This window comes from Bradyrhizobium sp. AUGA SZCCT0283 (assembly GCF_018130385.1).
Classification (GTDB): domain Bacteria; phylum Pseudomonadota; class Alphaproteobacteria; order Rhizobiales; family Xanthobacteraceae; genus Bradyrhizobium.
In genome coordinates this window covers 36137-55395 of record NZ_JAFCLU010000017.1, presented here as the reverse complement: position 1 = coordinate 55395, position 19259 = coordinate 36137, and the positions used below count along the sequence as shown (strand labels likewise).

Below are 19259 nucleotides of genomic sequence, written 5' to 3'. Positions count from 1 at the left end.
TCTAAGGCTCTAATCGGTCTATGTCAGGAACTCCTTGCTGGTAACCTCATTGCCGTCATCGCTAACCACACAAAATACCAGCTCATCCATTTCCCGCCCCCCTGCTCGAGGCGCGGAGACTACAACTGGATTAAGGCTGTGGGGTTTACCCTCCAGGAGGCACCGGTGCGTGGACGCTACTGCACCATATCCAAGGCAAACAAATCATGGCAGTCGTGCAAGCTCGCTTCTGGAAAATGTTTCGCAGTCGGCACTGACATTGGCTTCCAGGGTTTGAGATGCCCTGCCTTGTTTGGCCTCGAGCCTAAACAGACACTCGTATTGCCGCTTCACGATCGCGCTTGTCGCCGTTTGCAAATACCTTTGACGGCCCGCCTTTCCGAACCTCGTGATCAGATCAGCCTCTTGGAGAAATCGCTTGATGGCTAATTTGAGATCTTCGACCGAGTCCGGCCGGACTACGAAACCTTCGATACCGTCTCGGATAAAGTCTTCGCATCCAGGCACACGCGCAACAATTGTGGGCCGACCGCAAGCCGCCGCCTCCAGCAAAGCACGCGGCAGCCCTTCGCCACCCCGACTTGGAAAGAGTCCGACATGATGCTCGTGCCAAACCGGCGCCACGTCTTTGACGTGCCCCCGATAATGCACTCCCGCCATTGAATTCCACTTAGCTATCGTCGCTTCGTCAACTGAGCGCGGATTTGCTGGGTCGGGGCCGCCGTAGATGTCTAGCGAAACGTTATAGCCCGCCTTCACCAGAGCCGACACTGCTTCGACGGCAAGGTCCACTCCTTTTGACCACACAAGACGGCTCACCGTCGCAAGTCGCAGAGGCGAGAGCAGCGGTTCCGGTTTTGGTTGAAATTCGGCGGGATCAACCCCAGCTCCCATAAGTATGATGTGTCGAGCTCTCCTCGTAGGAGGAATACCGATTCGGGTGGCGTCAGAGTGGTTTTCGAAAATGAACCAAGCTCTTGAAGATCGGTTGAGACATCTCATCAGGAAGTAAAAGATCGATCGACAGAACTTCCCTTTTTTATTTTCGAGGAGTTCGATGAGACCAAGTCCGGTCACCACAAACACGAGCCGCTTGGCGCGAAGCGCCGGAAACGCTATGGCGAGCGCGATTACTGAGCGTAAAGAATATCCGACAACGATATCTGGGTTGACGCTACGCAATGTTGAAGCAAGCCAAAGAACCTTGCTCGCTAAGGCCCAAGCAGAGTCGCCCCTCTGGACCAGAGGAGTGGTTATAACTTCGACGCCGCTAAAGCATTCGCGAGCATCCGCGTCAGGCGGCTCCGGAAGTAACGCCACTATCGTCGCTCGAATCTCTAGCGCCGCTTCTATTGCCGGAGCAAAATGCCGAAAAAAGAAGCCCGTGTCATTTGCTAGAAAAACGATTCGAGGCGACCGCGTTGACACGCAGTTACTTCCCCCCCTGCCCACCTGCCCACCTTCCGAGTACCTCAGCACCACTCTGAATGGGCATAGTTAGGCCCGTCGGCTCTGCGACGTCAACCCCTTAGTTGCAATTGTGGGTGTCCACTCGTGTCTGGATCGACACAGGGAAAGTGCTTGACTGCTGCAATTCTGATGCGCACACGTCCGCTCGCTTTATCGGATTTCGCGAGGCGGCAAGCTGACTTCGAGGATTGCGTTCAAGTTCTCTAGCAACGAGAGCGCTCGAGGTGGAAGCCGCGCAAGACGCGCGTAGGCTCCATAACGCCAACTAACCCAAGGGTTGGCTGCGAGGCGTCTTCTCTCGTCTCGATCGTATTCTTGGAATGCCGTGTTGACGAGCTCAGTTACCTCGAAGTGGTTACTTTTAGGAGCACTCTCCAAGGACGCAACCCAGCGCTCGAATTGAGCCGATGACTTGGCCCATGAAGGCCATCGAGCGGAGGTCGCTTTAGCTCCTTCCTTGAGTGAACGAAGCAGTCTCCCATCGCGGATTATAGAAGAAATTGCGTCGAGTGCTCCTGCCCGATCGCGCATGGGCACAACAATCGCATTTTCCATGTGTCGAATATATTCGTCATGGCCAGATACATCTAAAACAATTGCCGTGCCACCACAGTGGAACATCTCTAAAGGCGGCCCAAACATTCCTTCTACCGTACTCAGCTTCACCAACACGTCGCACGACCGGTAAACCCGCGCTGCTACATCGATGGGAACCTGTGAAAAAATGCGTCGAACGCCAGGCACCCAGTCTATTGGCGACCCGGTCAGCAGCCAGACATCTTTCGCGCCAGCTCTGCGTGCCAGAGAAATCGCAAGAGCAGTATTTTTGAATGAGACGCGAAAGTGCCCCTCAACTAAAATTCGAGGAGAGCCTTCCGTCCGCTCTTCGATCGGCGCAACATCTTGCGAATAGATATCTTTGCGAATGCCGTTTCGGACGAGGGATGCGCTCTGTCCGAAATCGCTTGCCAGGTGGTCCTTAATCCAACGCGCTTCAGTCACGAAGTTAATTGGCAAAAGATACGTTGCGTCTATCAAGCGACGTAACGGGCCCTCATCAATTGGGTAGAATCTCGATTCAATCGATTGAACAAAGTAGGCGTAGCGCGCCGCATTGAAACTTGGAAGTGCTAGGGCGGTTTTCCACCAAGTCGCAATAACCACGTCAAATTCGTGCCTGCGCGCCTGCTCAATGCCTATGCAATTCAATGACCGGGCAGCATCATGCCACGATATGGTATCAACAGAGAACGGCTCTTGCGCCGCAATGGTAACGTGATGTCCGCATGCCGCAAGATGCGCGGCGTGTTGAAAGATGACGTACGTGCCCCCGCTGATCGCTAACGATCCGGCCAAGAAACAAATTTTCATTTGATGAGCTTCAAATTTTCATTTGATTGGATGCGAATGGAACCACTATTTTCTGAAGCTCATCTGCTGAATCCTGTAGCAGCGATATAGGAAACTCATTCCTGGCAGCGCTTGTTGGCGAATGGCGAGCCAGGGCCAAAAGCCTGCTTCGCCAAGCTGGCGGCGACTTACCAATTGCCACGTATACTTGAACCTTTCGGCTAGGCCCATTTTTCTATCCCGGACAAATCTCGATTCTTGGAACACTCCAAAATTCTCGAAATGTGAAGTTGATTCCATCCACTCGATTTCTGCTGCTGTCGGGCGAAAGACAAGACGTTTATGGAAGTGAGCTGCGAGCTCAGCGATTTCCGTCAGCGATAGTCCTATGTTTTTCTGCAGACTGTGAATGAGGTTAAAGTTTGCCAATATGGCGCGGGAGATCGGCCAGATTATTCGGTGGATTATCTCACGTTCGCGAAAGCAGTCGTGCAGGATACGGCAGGTTCCGTCCGGTTCAATAATATATTGACGTGGCGAGCCGTGGTCGGCCGGTAAGACGATTTCGAAAAGGGAACGGTTCTCGTTAAAGGCGTAGAAGGCTGGTGTCGACCGATGCAGGTACGAAAACAATAACCCTTTCTTTTGATTGCGGTTATGAGTAGTTCCTCCCGCAATGAGTCCCAGATAGTGGCCCGCGATTTTTGCATCTTCGCCAAATTCGCGATCGAACCAAGCAAAGAGGTTGTCCTGAATCGTCCCTTTCCAGCCTACGTCGACTACATGCAGCTGCTTCGGAATCGAGCCTGAAAATGTATCGAAGAGATATTTTGAAAAGGCCTTGCTTCTCTCTACCCTGCCATCCGAGTATGCCTGTCGAAACCTTCCCGATCTCATTAGCGCCTTGAATCGAGGATCAGTAGGTAGGTCATCCGAAACCTCTTCGAGAGCGGCACCTGGTAAACGAAGATCGTCGGCCAACTCTTCGAGGTGCTCTTCCAGGGAAAGGCTCTTCAGAAAATCCGCAAGCGAGATCTTGCGGTATTGGCGAAAAAGATTGGAAAAGTTCTCGGCTTCCAATGGTCTGCATGAGAGCAGAAACGTCGAGCGTCGAGACACTTCGAAGTAATGGGTTCGCGCCCGAGAGCGAGAGGGCAATGCAGATCCCTGGTAGACATCGAACATCTCCTTGAGCAGCTTCCCTTCCCGAGAAAAGAAAAGAACGTGCTCAGCACTGGAGTCTACGAGTTCCGCATCAAGACGTGAGATAAACAGATAGAAACTCCAGGCAAGTTCCTGGAACGGAACGTCGGCCTGTATCAATCTAAAGTATTCGTCCGCTACCCTACGAAGTCTGGGCGTCAACATCAAACCGTTCGTCCTTATTTGTAATTGACGCAGATACCAATCGGCTTGCTCGAAAAACCCCTTGCGTTCCTATAGGGTTTCAATTCATTGCTCAAGCGGAAGCTGCACTCACGCGCAGACTCTGCTGGGGTTCAATCTCGCTCGAGCGAGGATCGGACGAAGAGGAAGGCGGCCACGTTTGGCTTCGAAGCCGCTTAGGCAATGCGGAATCTCCGAAAATGATATTATTAACAGGCGGCGCTGGCTACATCGGGTCCCATATCTGTATGGCGCTACTTGATGCTGGATTCGATATCGTTGCAGTCGACAATCTTTCGAACAGTAACAGAGCTTCTCTTGAGAGGATACAGCCTATCTGCGGGCGAAGGGTAGCTTTTTGGCACGCCGATATCCGGAACGAAGAGGCGATTTACGAGATCCTTCGTTCTTGCGAGGTAACAGCGGTTATTCACCTCGCAGGACTGAAGGCGGTAGCCGAATCTAATGTTCAGCCCATGACTTACTATGAGAATAACGTCTTGGGAACGGTGCGGCTCGTGTCAGCCATGAAGCGAGCAAACGTGAAGACGCTTGTCTTTAGTTCGTCGGCAACTGTTTACGGAACGCCCACGTATTTGCCGCTCGACGAGAAACATCCCCTCAGACCGACAAATCCGTACGGCCGCACAAAGCTCTTTGTCGAGGAAATGTTGAAGGATCTTCATCAATCCGAAAACGATTGGCGGATTGCGATCCTGCGCTATTTCAATCCGGTCGGCGCGCACGAAAGTGGATTAATCGGAGAAGACCCGATGGGCATCCCGAACAACCTGTTACCGTTTGTGGCGCAAGTGGCAATTGGAAAGCGAGAGAAGCTGGTGATTTGGGGCAATGACTATGAAACCCCAGATGGCACTGGAATTCGCGACTTTATTCATGTTGTCGATCTTGCATCCGGCCATCTAAGTGCTTTGAGCCACCTGAAAGTGCCGGGCGTGCTGACCGCTAATCTTGGAACAGGCAGTGGCGCCAGCGTTCTGGAGGTTATTCGAACATTTGAGGCCGTGAGCGGGAGGTCAATTCCGTATGTATTTGGTGAACGCAGGCCCGGTGATGTTGCCATCTGTTATGCCGATCCGATGCTGGCGGAAGCAACGTTCGGTTGGAAAGCGACGCGATCATTGACGCAGATGTGTGCCGACCATTGGCGTTGGCAACTGAAGAACCCAAATGGTTATCGCGGTACCTAGCTTCTAAGTGACAGCGGCCACAATCCAGTTACGGCAGAGGGTTAAATCGTCTGATGTATGAGCTCCGAAGCGTCGATATCTGGGATACGCTTCTAAGGCGCACGTGCCACCCGGAGGCAGTAAAGCTATCCCTCGCAAAGCATGTCTTTCTCCGGTTTAACGACAGGCTCACCAACCCGACGAGCGATCACTGGGAGCTTTACCAGGAGCGGCTCGCGGTCGAGCGTGAGATAGGGCGACGATCTACGCTTGCGGGCTACGACGACGAATACAACTTGCTCGACGTGTGCCGCGAATGGGTAGAGTCTACACTGGCCATTTCGGATTCCGGGGAAGCAGCAGAGCTTGCGGAAGAGCTGGCCGAATTCGAACTATCACTCGAGCTTGAGTGCTCGTACGTCGATCGGGAAATTTCTGAATTCTTAAGGGGCCATCCTGCTAAGAGAACGATTTATCTTTCGGATTTCTACATGCCTTCTTCGATGGTCGCTCGACTCCTCCAATCGAAGGGAATCCATGAGCTAGTTCCAGATGGATTTGTTTCTTGCGACGTCCAACAGAACAAGAGATCTGGAGGTCTATTTTTACATGCCCAGAAGAGCTTGGGGATAAGGCCGGAGCACCATCTGCACATCGGAGACAACATGTACTCTGATGTGGAAGTTGCTCGGAGTCTCGGTGTCGCTGCCGTGCACTTTTCTCCCGCGTCAGCTGGCGAGCGTCGCTGCCGTCACGAAATCGCGTTTGGTTCACGCGAAGCTTTGTTTGAGCACCTTGCAGCTGAAACTGAAAACTTGGCTATTCGGGAAACGTCAACCGACCAGCCGAGTCGCTCGGCAGCGTTTCGCGCGGGCGTAAGAGCAGCACCTTTGTTTCTAGGTTTCTGCTTGTTTGTGGCCGAACGCGCAATTCTTGATAAAGTTGACCGACTCTTTTTCCTCTCGCAGGAAGGAGAGTTCTTCCATCGTGTTTTCGCGACGGTGTTTCCTCAGAATGTTCTCTCCGGCTTGCGGCTGCCCGAATCCGGTGCGTTAGCGGTCAGTCGCTTGTCGACATTTTCGGCTTCCCTCGCTGAGAAGATTGGCATCGACGAGCTTATGTTGGTCTGGACACTTCAGTGGCAGCAGCGAGCTTCGACGCTGTTCCAAATTCTCGGTCTGGATGCAAGGGATTTTAATGAACTGCTATCGTCGCTCAAAATATCGGCTAACGAACTCTTAGTTCATCCTGAAGACGACCCCCGGGTTCGACAACTTCTTGATAGCGAGATCTTTCGTGAGGCGGCACTCCGGGAGTGCGGAAAACGGCGCACACTGCTGGGCCTCTACTTGCAAGAGCAAGGTTTCACAGGACAACGGAAAATCGGGGTGGTCGATATCGGATGGAGAGGTACTATCCAAGACAATCTCGCGCGGATATACCCAAGCACGCATTTTGCAGGCTACTATCTGGGCCTTCGGAGCTTTCTGAACGCTCAACAGTCGAACGTTGAAAAGGTTGCGTACGGACCGGACGAGCAGAACGGTTCTTTTACGGAATTGTTCGACTCGTTTGAGCCGCTCGAGATAATTTGCAGCTCAGCAACTGGGAGTACCGAGGGCTACGACCTCATCTATGGAATGCCCGTTCCGCTAAAGTCCATTCACGCCACCGCTGAGAAACCCGGCTTTCCGCAGCATTTTCAAGACGGGGTGGTCTTTGCTGCCCAACAATGGGGCCCAGCGCTATTGCAGTACGCTGTAATGTCGAGCGAGATGCGAGTGATTGGCATGAGAATTTGGGAGCACCTCACGCGATCGCCGCCGCAAGGTTTGGTGCAGACCTTTCTAGAAGTGCCTCAGCACGATGTCTTTGGGTTCGGGGGATATTTTGACCGTGGACAACCGCCGTCAATAAAAGAAATGTTCTTTGGCGTGTTCAACCGTAAGATCCGAAATGATGTCATTCTGTACATACGAAAAACTCAATGGGTTCCGGCCATCGAGCGCCAACCAGGGGTTTCGAACATACACAAATTGATCCTGAGGTTGCTGTTCTTTTTGGCTCATAAATACAAGCTTCGGAAGATCAGATATCAGAAACAGAAGTGAGCTCCTTGGCGAGTGTTGTCCTCGGAGCTCGATGCAGCAAGCTGGAAAACTGACCTTTTGTGGTCGAAAAACAATGAAGCGGTTGGCTGGCCAAAAAGCTTTTCATTCTGCAAGCATGGAATTTCGACTTGCAAGTATCTGCGTGGAGCCTCTAATCAGCCGGAAACGTGCTGCGATTTGGGCGAACTACTACCGAGGTGCGGCTCGTCGTAACTTTGTTTCTCCTCCAACATCGCATAAATGTCCGTGGTCCCGGCGCTACCTTAGGGTTGAATTGACGAGCAAAGGCAGTCTGCAGCCGTTCCCGTTTTATACTAACCATTGATTGACATTCGATGCCACGCAACATAGGGCTGTCACGCGGTCACCTTCCTTCCGGTAAGAATGGGAAGGATCTTAGCTGCGCGATAGAACAATGGAACTCCTTGAGAGTCATTGAGCATTTCGGTCGAGGAAAAACGGCTCCGCTTGAAGGGGAGGCCACCCCGTAGCGCGATGGCGGGCACAAGCGTTGAGAGCACCCGCGGACAGGCATGACTTGGCGAATTAATAATGTTCTATGACTTCTTATTCGATCGGTACGCGCGTGCGACCGTAAGATTGCTTGCCACCCGCGAGATCCGTACACGCATCGTGGGCACCTACCTCGGGCTGGGCCACTACGTAGTCGTGCCTATCCTGATGCTACTCATCTACTCGGTCGTCTTTAGCCACATCTTCGTTGTGAGCTGGCCAGGCACGAGTGGGCGGTATTCCGATTTCGCCCTCCGCGTTTTCGTGGGGCTTATCGTCTTCCAATTCGTCGCAGAGTTGTTCAACCGCGCGCCAGGTCTGATCCTTGAAAACCCGGCCTACGTAAAAAAGGTGATTTTCCCGCTAGAGACGCTGGTGCCGATTGCGATCGCCGTAGCGCTGTTCGCCGCTATGGTTTCGTTCGGCGTCTTCCTGCTCGGCCTGCTGCTCGCTGCAGGACTGCCCTATGCCACGATCTTCTGGGTGCCCGCGATCTTGCCCCCTCTCGTTATGCTAACGGCCGGGGTGGGATGGGGCCTCGCCTCTCTCGGGGTGTTTCTGCGCGACCTGCGCCAGATCGTGGGGGTTGTTGTCTCGTTGCTCACGTTTTTATCCCCAGTATTTTATCCGCTTTCGGCCGTTCCTGAACCCTTCCGTGTCGTTATCGCGCTCAATCCGCTGACGCTTATTATCGAGATGATGCGTTCCGCGATCTTCGATGGCCGCCCCCCCTCAGCTCTCATGCTTCTCATGCTCTATGTGGTGACGGCAAGCGTGGCCCAGCTGGGATATTGGGGCTTCATGCGCACGAAAAAGGCGTTTGCCGATGTCGTCTGAGACAAAGGCGAGCCCGCTCGATGGGACGGACATCGCCATCCGCGTTCGGAACGTCACGAAGCGTTATCTGCTGTTTGCTCGGCCCGTCGATCGCCTCAAGCAGATGATTTGGCGGAAGCGGCGCTTCTACCAAGAGATCACCGTGCTCCAGGATGTGAGCTTCGAAGTGAGCGAGGGCGAGACCGTCGGCATCATCGGCCGGAACGGTGCTGGCAAGTCGACGCTGTTGCAGATCTTAGCCGGAACGCTGAGCCCCTCTGAGGGCAGCGTGCAGGTCAAGGGGCGCGTCGCACCACTAATCGAGCTCGGCGCCGGCTTCAATCCGGAATTCAGCGGTCATGACAACATCATGGTATACGGCCAATTGCTCGGCATGAGCCATGCCGAGATCGAGCGCAAATACGATGAAATCGTGAGTTTCGCCGACATTGGAGCCTATATCGAGCGACCGGTTAAGACCTATTCAAGCGGCATGTACGCAAGACTCGCCTTTGCGGTCGCGATCCATGTCGATCCTAAGATCCTCATCGTCGACGAGATTCTCGCTGTCGGCGATGCGCCTTTCCAGCAGAAATGTCTCAACCGCTTCTACGAGATCAAGGAGGGAGGTTGCACCATTCTGGTTGTCGCGCACGATCAATATCTCGTCCGCTCCATGTGCGACAAAGCCGCCTATCTCAAGAACGGGCAGCTCGTAACCTATGGCACCGCCTCCGAGGTGACGGGCCTGTATCTCGAGGACATACAACCGCCAGCCGAGCAAATTAGTCACGTGAGCCCGGAGCCCCCCTCTCAGCCAAGCGCGGCGCCCTCTACTACGTCGGACCCGGAAGATCCCGCCGGCGGGGCCGCCGCTGATCCACCTTCCACCGAGTTTGCCGCGCCAGTTGAACACCCTCCTGGCAAATTGTTCGAGATCACCGAAGTCGCATTTCTGGCCGAGGATGGAACCCCCATCGAGACGATGCGTTCGCATGATTCAGTCAAGCTTAGGATGCGGTTCCGCGCCTTGACCGATACCCATGTCGATGGCATCAGTTTCGTGTTCAATCTCTACAAGCACGATGGTCTGTATGTTTGCGGTGCCACGACGCTGATGGAGGGTATCGCCCCTCACAGAAGCGGCAGGCAAGGCGAGGTCACGGTCACATTTCCGAATTTGCCGCTGCTCGCCGGCAAATACATGTGGCGTGTTGCAGTCAATGATCATGGCGGAGTGCTTGTGCATGCCGATGCCAAGGGTGTTTGCCCGTTCCGTGTCGTTGATACCTTCCGCTCGGTGGGCCTAGTCGACTTGGATCGCATATGGAACGTGACGATTGACGGTGAACCTGGCCAAGAGATTGTGCGGGTCCGGCATGAGACAGGCAGGGAGAATGCTGGCCGATGATGGAAAGGCTGAGCCTCGCGGATCACGTACCATACAGCGCAACTGAAGCGGCGATTCATATCGCCCGCTATCTGCTTGCCAAGCCTCATGTCGAAGGAAAACGTGTACTCGATATCGCATGCGGCGAGGGCTACGGCTCGCACTTCCTTAAATCCTGGGGCGCCTTCAGCGTGTGCGGGATCGATGTGTCGGCAGATGCCATCTCGGCCGCGCGGTTACGGTTCGAGGCGCCCGACGTCAGCTTTGAGCATTTTGATGCGTCTGATATTCAGGAGAAGTTCCCCGCGGCGACATTCGACGTCATCGTCTCGCTGGAAACCATTGAGCACATCGATGATCCCAAGAAGTTTCTTATGGCGCTCAAAAACGTAGCGAAGCCAGACGCTACTTTCATCATCTCCTGCCCGAATGATCATTGGTATTACCCTGATCCGTCGTGCGGCAATCCTTTCCACAAGCGAAAATACAGTATTGGCGAGTTTCAAGCACTGACCAGCAAGATCCTTGGCAGTGACGCCCAATGGCTGATTGGCAGTGCGATGCTGGGCTTCGGCGCTGTAGGGCTCCCCGCGGCTGGGTATCCTCGAGTTGGTCAATCCGCCATGATAGACGGAGCTAAGGCTGGTGACGCCGTGATCGTACCTCCGAGAGACGACGGCGGATTCGGCGCTGAGACGTGTAGCTATTTCATCGGGATCTGGGGCGCGCATCGACTGCAGCCTTATTCGACAGCGGCCTTCCCAATCTCCATGACCAACTATGCGACGATGATGGGAGTTGACGACCAGCTGGCGAGTGTCAAGTCGGAGCTTGCCGCCTTGCGCGCCGATTCGGCTTTGGAGCTCGCCGCCCTACGTGCGGAATCGGCAGCGGCGATAAAGCAGTTGCGGGATGTTAGGCAGTTGGAGGAGCAGCTCGCGTACGTCCAGTCGGAGCGAGATCGCTACCGCATAAAAAGCGTCGCGCTGCAACGCGAGCTCGAGATCGTCAGCGAACGACTACAAAAAGGCGCTTCGGAGCTTGCCGCCTTGCGCGCCGAGTCGGCTTCGGAGCTCGCCGCCCTGCGTGCGGAATCGGCAGCGGCGATAAAGCAGTTGCGGGAGGTTAGGCAGTTGGAGGAGCAGCTCGCGGACGTCCAGTCGGAGCGAGATCGCTACCGCATAAAAAGCGTCGCGCTGCAACGCGAGCTCGAGATCGTCAGCGAACGACTACAACAAGGCGCTTCGGAGCTCGCCGGCCTGCGCGCCGAGTCGGCTTCGGAGCTCGCCGCCCTGCGCGCGGAATCGGCAGCGGCCATTAACGAGTTGGAGCAGCGGCTCGCAAGGCTCGGACTTAAGGGAAGGGCGAGGCGCTTGGCGCGCAGCGCGAAGCCCATCATTCCAAAGGCCGCACTGCCTCTCCTGTTCGCGGTAGCGAAGCGTCTCAAATTTTGACCGATATGTATAAGCGGATGGCAGTCTAATGACGATTTTCTCTCCCGGTCTTCAGTCGACTCGCTACTTCTTCGACGAGCGGCACTTCGTTTTGAGCGATGCTACTGCGTCAACCTACGGCCCCAACATTGGGATCGATGGCCGCAACCTGACGATATCCTTTTTGTCCCTCAACCGCGCAAGTCTTTCGATCAAACTGCTGAATTCGATTGCGGCGCATCTGGTGAATTTCACCGGCGAGGTTCTGATCGGCGACAACGGCTCAAATCCAGAAGAGCTGTCCCAGCTCAATGCTTACCTTGCAGAATTTCCCCTCCGCCACCGTCTGCTTGAGTTCGGCAACAATTATGGTGTGGCCGGCGGGCGCAACCGGATCATGGCAGCAGCGCAAACGGACTGGGTTATCAGCATCGATAACGACATCTTCCTTATCTCGAATCCGATACAGCAGATCCAGCGAGAATTGGCGGTTCTCGGTTGCCATTTCATGAGCTTTCCACTGCTCAATCCGGACATGAGGACGCTGTTCTCGCACGGCGCCTGCTTGCAGTCCGTGATTCAGAATGGCCATCCGCGGCTGACCATCAATCCCATCGTTGTGCCGGGCTGCTCGGCCGAGAGTGATGGCGGTGCCAGCGCGACCGACACGGCTTTCCTCAGCACTTTTCTATTTGGGGGAGCCTCGATTATCAACCGCGCCTCGTTCCAACGGCTCGGCGGCTTTGACGAAAGGATGCTGATCGGCTTCGAGGATATTGATTTCTCGCTGCGCGTATTCCGCGAGGGTATGAAGATCGGCACGAGCGCCCTGCGATTCCTGGTGCATGATCACCCGAAGGCCGAGACGTCCAGCGACGCGGACTATGAGCGCACGCGATTCTCCCGCAAAACCCTCTATGAATCGGCACGTTACCTCGAGGCAAAGACCGGCTTCCGGATCTGGGGTGATGAGGTCGAAAGCTGGATGCGCTCGAACGAGGAAAAGCAGGGCTGGGGGAGCCTTGGTGAAGCTTTGGCCGTAGCCGACTTGAAAACGGAGACTCCAGCTGCGCCCGCTCGCCGCCCGCGCGTCGCTCTTGTGACCGATACCGACTCTTGGGCATTTGCCAATATCTCTCGGCAACTAGTACGTAACCTGTCCCACCGTTACGAGTTCGAGATATTTCCACTCGTGACATTGGGCGAGATCGAGCACAGCCGCTGGCTGGCCGGCAATTCGAAAGGGTTCTATGCCGAAGGGGGCACGAGTGCGCTCGGTCTAGCGCTGGTCGCAGCCGAGGACTTCGATATCATCCACATCTTTTGGCGCGAGTTCTTGACGATTATCGATACACCGCTGCTGGAGGATTACGCGCGCCGCATTGGATTTAGCTATCCCGAGTTCCGCCGGCGGTTTATCGACGGGAAAATCATCTCCATCAGTGTCTACGACCACCTCTTTCTCGAGCAAGAGGACATGGCAGCTCGCGAGACTATGTTCAACGTGATTGCCTCTGGCTACTACGTCTCGTCGGAGCGTCTGCGGCGGATATACGAGCGCGTGGGCAGCGTTCCTCGTCCAGATGCTGTTCTGCCCGACGGAGTGGATCTGTCAGTCTTTACTCCGAGGAACCTCGAGCGATTCCGCGATATGGGCGACCGCCCGATCAGGCTCGGTTGGGTCGGACATAGCGGCTGGGCATCCTCACTTGAGGACTTCAAGGGCGTCAATACGATCCTAAAGCCCGCTATTGAGGAGCTGCAGCGCGAGGGGCTCCCTGTCACAATGCAGTTTGCCGATCGCAAAGAGCGGTTCATTCCGCACACCCAGATGCCGGACTACTACGCTGGGATCGATGTACTTGTGTGCACCTCGAAGATCGAGGGCACGCCAAATCCCGTGCTGGAGGCAATGGCCTGCGGCGTTCCGGTTGTGACCACGGACGTGGGGATCGTACCGGAGGCACTTGGCCCGCTTCAGAAGGCCTTCATCCTGCCCGAGCGTTCGATCGCGGCATTGAAGGCATTGCTTCGCCGACTTGCCGAGAACCGCGCTGAGTTCGCTCGGCTTTCTGAGGAGAACCTCCAGTACATCAGGGCCTGGGACTGGGCCGAGCGCACCAAGCCGTTTGCGGATTATTTCGATCGTTTGCTCGCGAAGCGTCGGCTCGCCAGCGGCGAGCTGCGCACCAAGATGTGCATGCTGCCATTCTCAAGTCCCAGCATGGAGCCCGACGGCAGCATCCGGCTCTGCTCAGCTTCGAGCATCTTCGCCTATTACGACGAGACGAACATGGGCAACTGCCAGACAGATGGCCTCGGTTCAGTCTGGCAGGCGGAGCGCTATCGGGCAGTGCGCCGCGGACTCATTACTGGATCCGAACTAAAGCCTTATTGCGAGACGTGCGAGTACCGTCACGACGGACCGACCTGGTTGATGCAGCTCCATCTGGCTCTGCACGCCTATCACGGCGGCACGCGCACGCCGCCGATTCTAGCGCTCATCGGGCGGCGCATCGGCCGTTACGACGAATACCGACAGAAGGCGCCAATGGTTGGTCTCAATCCGCTTTCTATCGACGACGATCTTCGCGCCGCCGCGGAGCAGGCGTTCAAAGAGCAGGAAACGACCTCGGCGCTGTCTGTCGAGGCGCAGCTCTCTCCGGATCCGTTGGTGAGCGGCGTAGGCATGCCGATCTATATGGATTTCAACACGCTGAACCGCTGCAATGTCTCGTGCACAATGTGCCCGCCCGCGCTGCGGTTTGACGTACAGGGCAAGAAGCGTGATCCCTACTACCGTCTGACGCTTGCCGAGTACAAGAAGATCACCGATGGTGTGCGGATAGAGACCGCACACTTTGTCGGCGCGTACGCCGAGCCGCTGCTCAACAAAGAGATATTCGATCTGGTCGCCTATGCTAAGTCGAAGGGGGCCTTCACCGCCATCACATCCAACGGCATGGCCTTGAGCGAGGCGTTCAGCAATCGGTTATTAGATGCCGGTCTCGACATGATAACAATCTCGCTACACGGTGCCACTAAGGATGTCGCCGAGAGCATTATGCATAAGAGCAGCTTCGGCCGGGTTGTCGCCAATATCCGCAATCTGCAATCGCTGAAGAAGCAACGCGGGCTGATCAAGCCCGAGGTCTATTTCAATTACGTCGGACAACGCAGCAACGTCGGAGATATGCCGGCCTTCATCGACTTGGCGGCTGATCTCGGCGTACTTTTTGTCAATTTCATCCACCTCATCGACGGCGACAACGCGGTCGATAAGACCGAAAATCTGGTCCACTATCCAGACGTGCTGGCACCAAATGTCATCGCGGCCAAAAAGAGGGCGCAAGAACTCGGCATCCATCTATCAGTGAGCCCTGCTTACGACGAAGTCGTTGCGAGCTACTTGGAACGGTCGACCTCGATAGTGGCTGCTTAAGCAGTTAAGCGTGGCAGTTCTGCTCGTATTTTTTGAACGGAGACTGGGTCTGCCCGTTCTTGGATCCAGCCTCGAAGCTGCCGGTCTCCCGACAGCGCTTTGCCCAGCGGTTCGCCCTACCGCGCATCGTCATTGCACGGCCTAGGTCCCAGCGTGCCGTTCCGCACGACCGAAGCTTTGGAATCGGCCCGGCCGGTCCAGCACTTCCCGCTGACCTTGCCGGCGGCCGTGCCACCTACCTATGCGTCTTGAAGCGATCCAGTGCAAGTTTCACGTCAAAGGAGCCGCGCGATTGAAGCGCGGCCCCTTTGATTGATTGTCACCGGCTCACAGCAGGAAATCGCTTTGCGTGAGCTGTCCCGCCATATTGGCGACAGCAATGAGGTTGCCAGCGAAGCTAACGTAACAGTGGCCGTCGGGAGTGTTGGTGAGCGTAATGTCGGAGAAGCTATTTACGCCGGTCACCGCGCTCAGGTCGAGCTTGTCGGTGCCGTGCTCAAAGTCGAACACGAAGTCGGTGCCCCAATTGTCGGCGAATACGAAGGTGTCCGCCGCTCCGTCGCCGCCATTGCCGGCATTGCCATAGAGGTTGTCGGTGCCTGCCCCGCCAGTCAATCGGTCGGCCCCCGCCTCGCCGACGAGCGTATCGTTGCCGCCGTTGCCGCTGACCGTGTCGTTGCCGGCGCCGCCCCACAGAAAGTCAGCACCTGAACCACCGGTGACCGTGTCGGTGCCGCCAGCTGCGTAGACCGTCAGGTTGGCACTCGCCCCTGAGCCGTCGAGCGTGTCGTTGCCGCCGCCCGGAACGAAGTCCGCCACGAACTCGAGCTGCGTGGTGGCCAGATTGAGCGTCATGCCGGCACCTGACGTGATGTAGGCCGCATCGAAGCCGACCCCTCCGTCAATGAAGGTATCGCTGGCATCAACATAGAGACTGTCGTTGCCGTTCCCGCCCGAGATGCTGTCGGCGCCGATGTCCGCGACGACCACGTCATCGCCGTCGCCGGCAACGACAGTGTCATTGCCCGATCCCGACCAGATGATGTCATTGAAGGCACTGCCGGTGATCGTGTCGTTGCCCCCGTCCGAATAGACCTCGACCCCAACCGTCTGAGTCGAGCCGTTGATCACGTCATTGCCGAAGTCCGACTGGATCCACTCAATGCCGGTCGTGCCCAGATTGATGGTGATCGCGTTCGAGTTCACGAGATAGACGAAGTCTTGGCCTGCCCCGCCCTGGATAGTGTCGCTCGCTTCAACGTAGAGAGTGTCGCTCCCGTTGCCGCCGTTGAAACTGTCCGACTCGCTCGCGAACACGTCGGCATTGCCAACCAGCACATCATTCCCGTCTCCACCGTTGAGCGTGTCAAGCCCGGCCCCGGCGAAGATTGTGTCGTTCCCCGAGCCGCCTGTGATCAGGTTGTTGAGTCCATTGCCGTTCCCCGTGTGCGTGCCACTATCGGTGAACGTAAAGTTCTCGAGGTTTGATCCCAGCGCATAGTTCGCCAAATTCGTCTGCACCGTGTCCGTGCCTTCGTTGGCGTTCTCAATCACCACATCGCCTACGTTGTCGACTACATAAATGTCATTGCCCTTGCCGCCCCACATCTGGTCGGCCCCGGTACCGCCATCAAGCGTGTCATTGCCGCTATCGTAGGCCTGTCCTCCGGTGCCGAAGGCGTTGGCATAAAGGTCCACCCCGTCGTCGCCGACGAGAAAATCATTACCTCCGCCACCGAACAGCTGGTCATCGCCATTCTGGCCGATCAGCCGGTTGTCGTTACCGTCACCGGTGATCACGTCATTGAACTCGGTGCCGACCACCCCTTCGATGTTTGTAAGAATATCGGTGTTGCCATAGCCATCGGTCGCCGAGTTCGTTATGAGATTGACTGTCACGCCGGCCGGCTCGCCACGAAAGACCACCCGATCGAGAGCGCCACCGCCACCATCGATGTTATCGTTGCCTTTGTCGCCGTAGAACTGCTCCGCCTGCGCGCCGTTGCTACCGATAAGTGTATCGTCGAATTGCGAGCCTAGTACGCCATTCACGCCGCCCGTGATGGTGTCGACGCCAACGCCGGCTGCATCGCCGCCGGCGGTAGACTGCCCGACGCCGGTTTGGAGATTGACCGTCACAGCAGCGAGCGCGTTACTGTACTGCGCCCACGTGTGGCCATTGCCTGTAATACTGTCGTTGCCCCCACCGCCTTCGAAGAAATTCGAGTTTCCGTACGGCCCATTAAATCCGGCGTTTGCTGTGAAGCTGTCAGCTTGACTGGTTCCTCGCACTCGTTCGATATTGATCAGGGTATCGGTGCCATAGGCGGTGCCTCCCGCCTTGTCTGTTACGGTGGATATCGTGTCGAGCACTACAACAACGCCAGCATCCACACCGGTCCCAAAAAAATCATAGCGAGCTACGTTGTGGTCGAAATTGTTGATGGCTTCCGTAGAGCCCGTCAGGGTATCATTGCCGCCATATCCGATGAACTGAAAGAAGCCACGGCCGCCGGCGGCTGTGATGGTGTCGGCAAAGTTGGAGCCGCGCGCTCCGTTCACGGCGTTGATATTGTCAGGCCCGACTAACCCTGCGAACGAGTCGATACCAATACCCGCAGCATCCCCGCCAGCGATGGAATGCGCATTTCCTGCCACAAGATCGATGGCCACACCGCTCGCCGCCAAGCTGTAGCCGACCCGGGTAACGCCGTTGCCGGTTATGATGTCATTACCCCCCAACCCTTCAAATTCGGCATAAAGAGGAGAGGCGCCGTTGCCGGCAAAGCTCGACGTCACGGTAAAGTTGTCGGCAAAGGCGCTGCCTCTGATCTGTTCGACGCTGATTAGGGTATCGGTGCCGACTGAAGAATCGCCCGTAACACTCGAAGTCGTCGACAACACCGCGGTGATGCCGGCCGTTGCGTTGGCATAATTAGCTGTATCAATCCCTAATCCGCCATCAATGGTGTCGTTGCCGCCACCGCCCCCCATGAAATCGTTGCCCTTACCGCCGGTCAATACGTTGGCGGAGCTATTCCCGAACAGAAGATCGTTGAAGTCCGAACCGATCAGATTCTGTATGCCGCTATAAGTATCCCCAGCAGCATCTCCAGTATTCGTCGCGGGAGTGCCAAGGTCGGCGCGAACTTGGGCTGACGCATTATCGTAAGATACCGTGTTCGTGCCCCCGCCGCCGACAAAGCTGTCGGCACCGGCACCGCCCACGAAATAATCGTTGCCAGCAAATCCGTTGAAGGTGTCGGCATTTTGAAAGATCAATGCGAACATGGATCTGTTGCCGTCAGCAGGCGCGCTGGTCAGCGCGACGAGGGACAGACTGAGGCCGGTGACCGTTTCATAGATCGTCCCGCCGCCGCTGCTGGTGCGGTCGATTTCCGAGATCGTCCCGCCGGTTGGAGTGTTTCCAGAATACGTGAATCCCGTGCCGATGATCCGCGTTTCGGTTCCATCAGAGTTGGGTAGAACCAGCAGGGTGCTGCTTGGGCTGCCTACAGGAGCATTTTTATCAATCGTGACGTTGTACCAGGCGATTGCGGATGGAACGGCAGTTGCGGTGTGTGTGTAGGTGGCCATCTTTGGCGCTCCCAGATCGTGATTGCTTCGATTTCGGTGAGTGATCAGTTATCGGAGAGTCGATTATGGCGGCGCACGCACCCGCGAGGACCGCTCCGGCCGAAGCGCTGTCACGCGCCGCGTGATCGATATCGATGGCGTCATCCCCCTCCGGCTCCCCCATATGGTCAGCGCCAATCCCGCCGTTCAGCGTCTCGGTACCGCTCCAACCATTGAAGGTGTCATTCCATCGACGGTGTCGTTGCCAACGTAGTCCTAAGACTATCCGAGCCCAAAATCGTGTGAGAGGGTCGTCGCAGGCCAGTATGAATTGAATGCACCGATAAAGTTGAGGCGTTGAATAGGTTTATTTGAAAGACCGTAGTCGAATAACTTATGCCCGAGATTGAACCATATAAACCCGAGCCCATTTGCAGGATGCAGATTATAATTCTGAGTGTCAATCATGTTCGCAGCTGCACTGTCGCCACCATCACCGGCAAAAGTCGCAAAATCCAAGCCGCGTTGGCGAGCTTTACTACTTATACCTGCTTCAGGTGCATTCTGTTTCGCCGCCGGGTG

At 55.9% G+C, this 19259-nt stretch carries 10 protein-coding genes; 6 read left to right on the top strand and 4 right to left on the bottom strand.

Annotation, left to right across the window (positions count from 1 at the left end):
- Positions 1-204: 204 nt before the first annotated feature.
- The 3 genes from JQ624_RS39535 to JQ624_RS22670 all read right to left on the bottom strand — a co-directional run bounded on the left by JQ624_RS39535 (position 205) and on the right by JQ624_RS22670 (position 4143).
- Entirely contained in the window at positions 205-1428 is a 1224-nt protein-coding gene (locus tag JQ624_RS39535) for a glycosyltransferase (protein WP_212421124.1), read from the bottom strand.
- A gap of 192 nt (positions 1429-1620) precedes the next feature.
- Positions 1621-2841 (bottom strand): glycosyltransferase family 4 protein, encoded by a 1221-nt coding sequence (locus tag JQ624_RS22675; protein WP_212421123.1) that lies wholly within the window; start codon positions 2839-2841, stop codon positions 1621-1623.
- Positions 2842-2886: 45 nt separating this feature from the next.
- Positions 2887-4143 (bottom strand): hypothetical protein, encoded by a 1257-nt coding sequence (locus tag JQ624_RS22670; protein ID WP_212421122.1) that lies wholly within the window; start codon positions 4141-4143, stop codon positions 2887-2889.
- 263 nt (positions 4144-4406) lie between these two features.
- Here JQ624_RS22670 and galE point away from each other — a divergent pair, with 263 nt between their 5' ends.
- The 6 genes from galE to JQ624_RS22640 all read left to right on the top strand — a co-directional run bounded on the left by galE (position 4407) and on the right by JQ624_RS22640 (position 15101).
- Complete coding sequence (gene galE, locus JQ624_RS22665; protein ID WP_212421121.1) at positions 4407-5417, top strand: UDP-glucose 4-epimerase GalE; 1011 nt, start codon at positions 4407-4409, stop codon at positions 5415-5417.
- Positions 5418-5470: 53 nt separating this feature from the next.
- Positions 5471-7507, top strand: a complete 2037-nt coding sequence (locus tag JQ624_RS22660) for an HAD family hydrolase (RefSeq protein ID WP_212421120.1) — start codon at positions 5471-5473, stop codon at positions 7505-7507.
- Positions 7508-8059: 552 nt separating this feature from the next.
- The gene (locus JQ624_RS22655; RefSeq protein WP_212421119.1) at positions 8060-8857 is read left to right on the top strand and encodes an ABC transporter permease; all 798 of its coding nucleotides are present in this window, start codon (positions 8060-8062) and stop codon (positions 8855-8857) included.
- Entirely contained in the window at positions 8847-10247 is a 1401-nt protein-coding gene (locus JQ624_RS22650) for an ABC transporter ATP-binding protein (RefSeq protein ID WP_212421118.1), read from the top strand. The genes JQ624_RS22655 and JQ624_RS22650 overlap by 11 nt, the downstream gene beginning before the upstream one ends.
- Positions 10244-11680: a bifunctional 2-polyprenyl-6-hydroxyphenol methylase/3-demethylubiquinol 3-O-methyltransferase UbiG gene (locus JQ624_RS22645; RefSeq protein WP_212421117.1), complete on the top strand. Its 1437-nt coding sequence runs from the start codon at positions 10244-10246 to the stop codon at positions 11678-11680. The genes JQ624_RS22650 and JQ624_RS22645 overlap by 4 nt, the downstream gene beginning before the upstream one ends.
- 28 nt (positions 11681-11708) lie before the next feature.
- Positions 11709-15101, top strand: coding sequence for a glycosyltransferase (locus tag JQ624_RS22640; protein ID WP_212421116.1), 3393 nt, complete (start codon positions 11709-11711; stop codon positions 15099-15101).
- Positions 15102-15428: 327 nt separating this feature from the next.
- Here JQ624_RS22640 and JQ624_RS22635 read toward each other — a convergent pair whose 3' ends face one another.
- The gene (locus JQ624_RS22635; RefSeq protein ID WP_212421115.1) at positions 15429-18698 is read right to left on the bottom strand and encodes a hypothetical protein; all 3270 of its coding nucleotides are present in this window, start codon (positions 18696-18698) and stop codon (positions 15429-15431) included.
- Positions 18699-19259 lie beyond the last annotated feature (561 nt).

Excerpts from the sequence above, each read along its gene's own strand:
- JQ624_RS22675 (WP_212421123.1), bottom strand. The coding sequence starts at position 2,841 with ATGAAAATTTGTTTCTTGGCCGGATCGTTAGCGATCAGCGGGGGCACG.
- galE (WP_212421121.1), top strand. The coding sequence starts at position 4,407 with ATGATATTATTAACAGGCGGCGCTGGCTACATCGGGTCCCATATCTGT.
- JQ624_RS22660 (WP_212421120.1), top strand. The coding sequence starts at position 5,471 with ATGTATGAGCTCCGAAGCGTCGATATCTGGGATACGCTTCTAAGGCGC.
- JQ624_RS22655 (WP_212421119.1), top strand. The coding sequence starts at position 8,060 with ATGTTCTATGACTTCTTATTCGATCGGTACGCGCGTGCGACCGTAAGA.
- JQ624_RS22650 (WP_212421118.1), top strand. The coding sequence starts at position 8,847 with ATGTCGTCTGAGACAAAGGCGAGCCCGCTCGATGGGACGGACATCGCC.
- JQ624_RS22645 (WP_212421117.1), top strand. The coding sequence starts at position 10,244 with ATGATGGAAAGGCTGAGCCTCGCGGATCACGTACCATACAGCGCAACT.
- JQ624_RS22640 (WP_212421116.1), top strand. The coding sequence starts at position 11,709 with ATGACGATTTTCTCTCCCGGTCTTCAGTCGACTCGCTACTTCTTCGAC.
- JQ624_RS22635 (WP_212421115.1), bottom strand. The coding sequence starts at position 18,698 with ATGGCCACCTACACACACACCGCAACTGCCGTTCCATCCGCAATCGCC.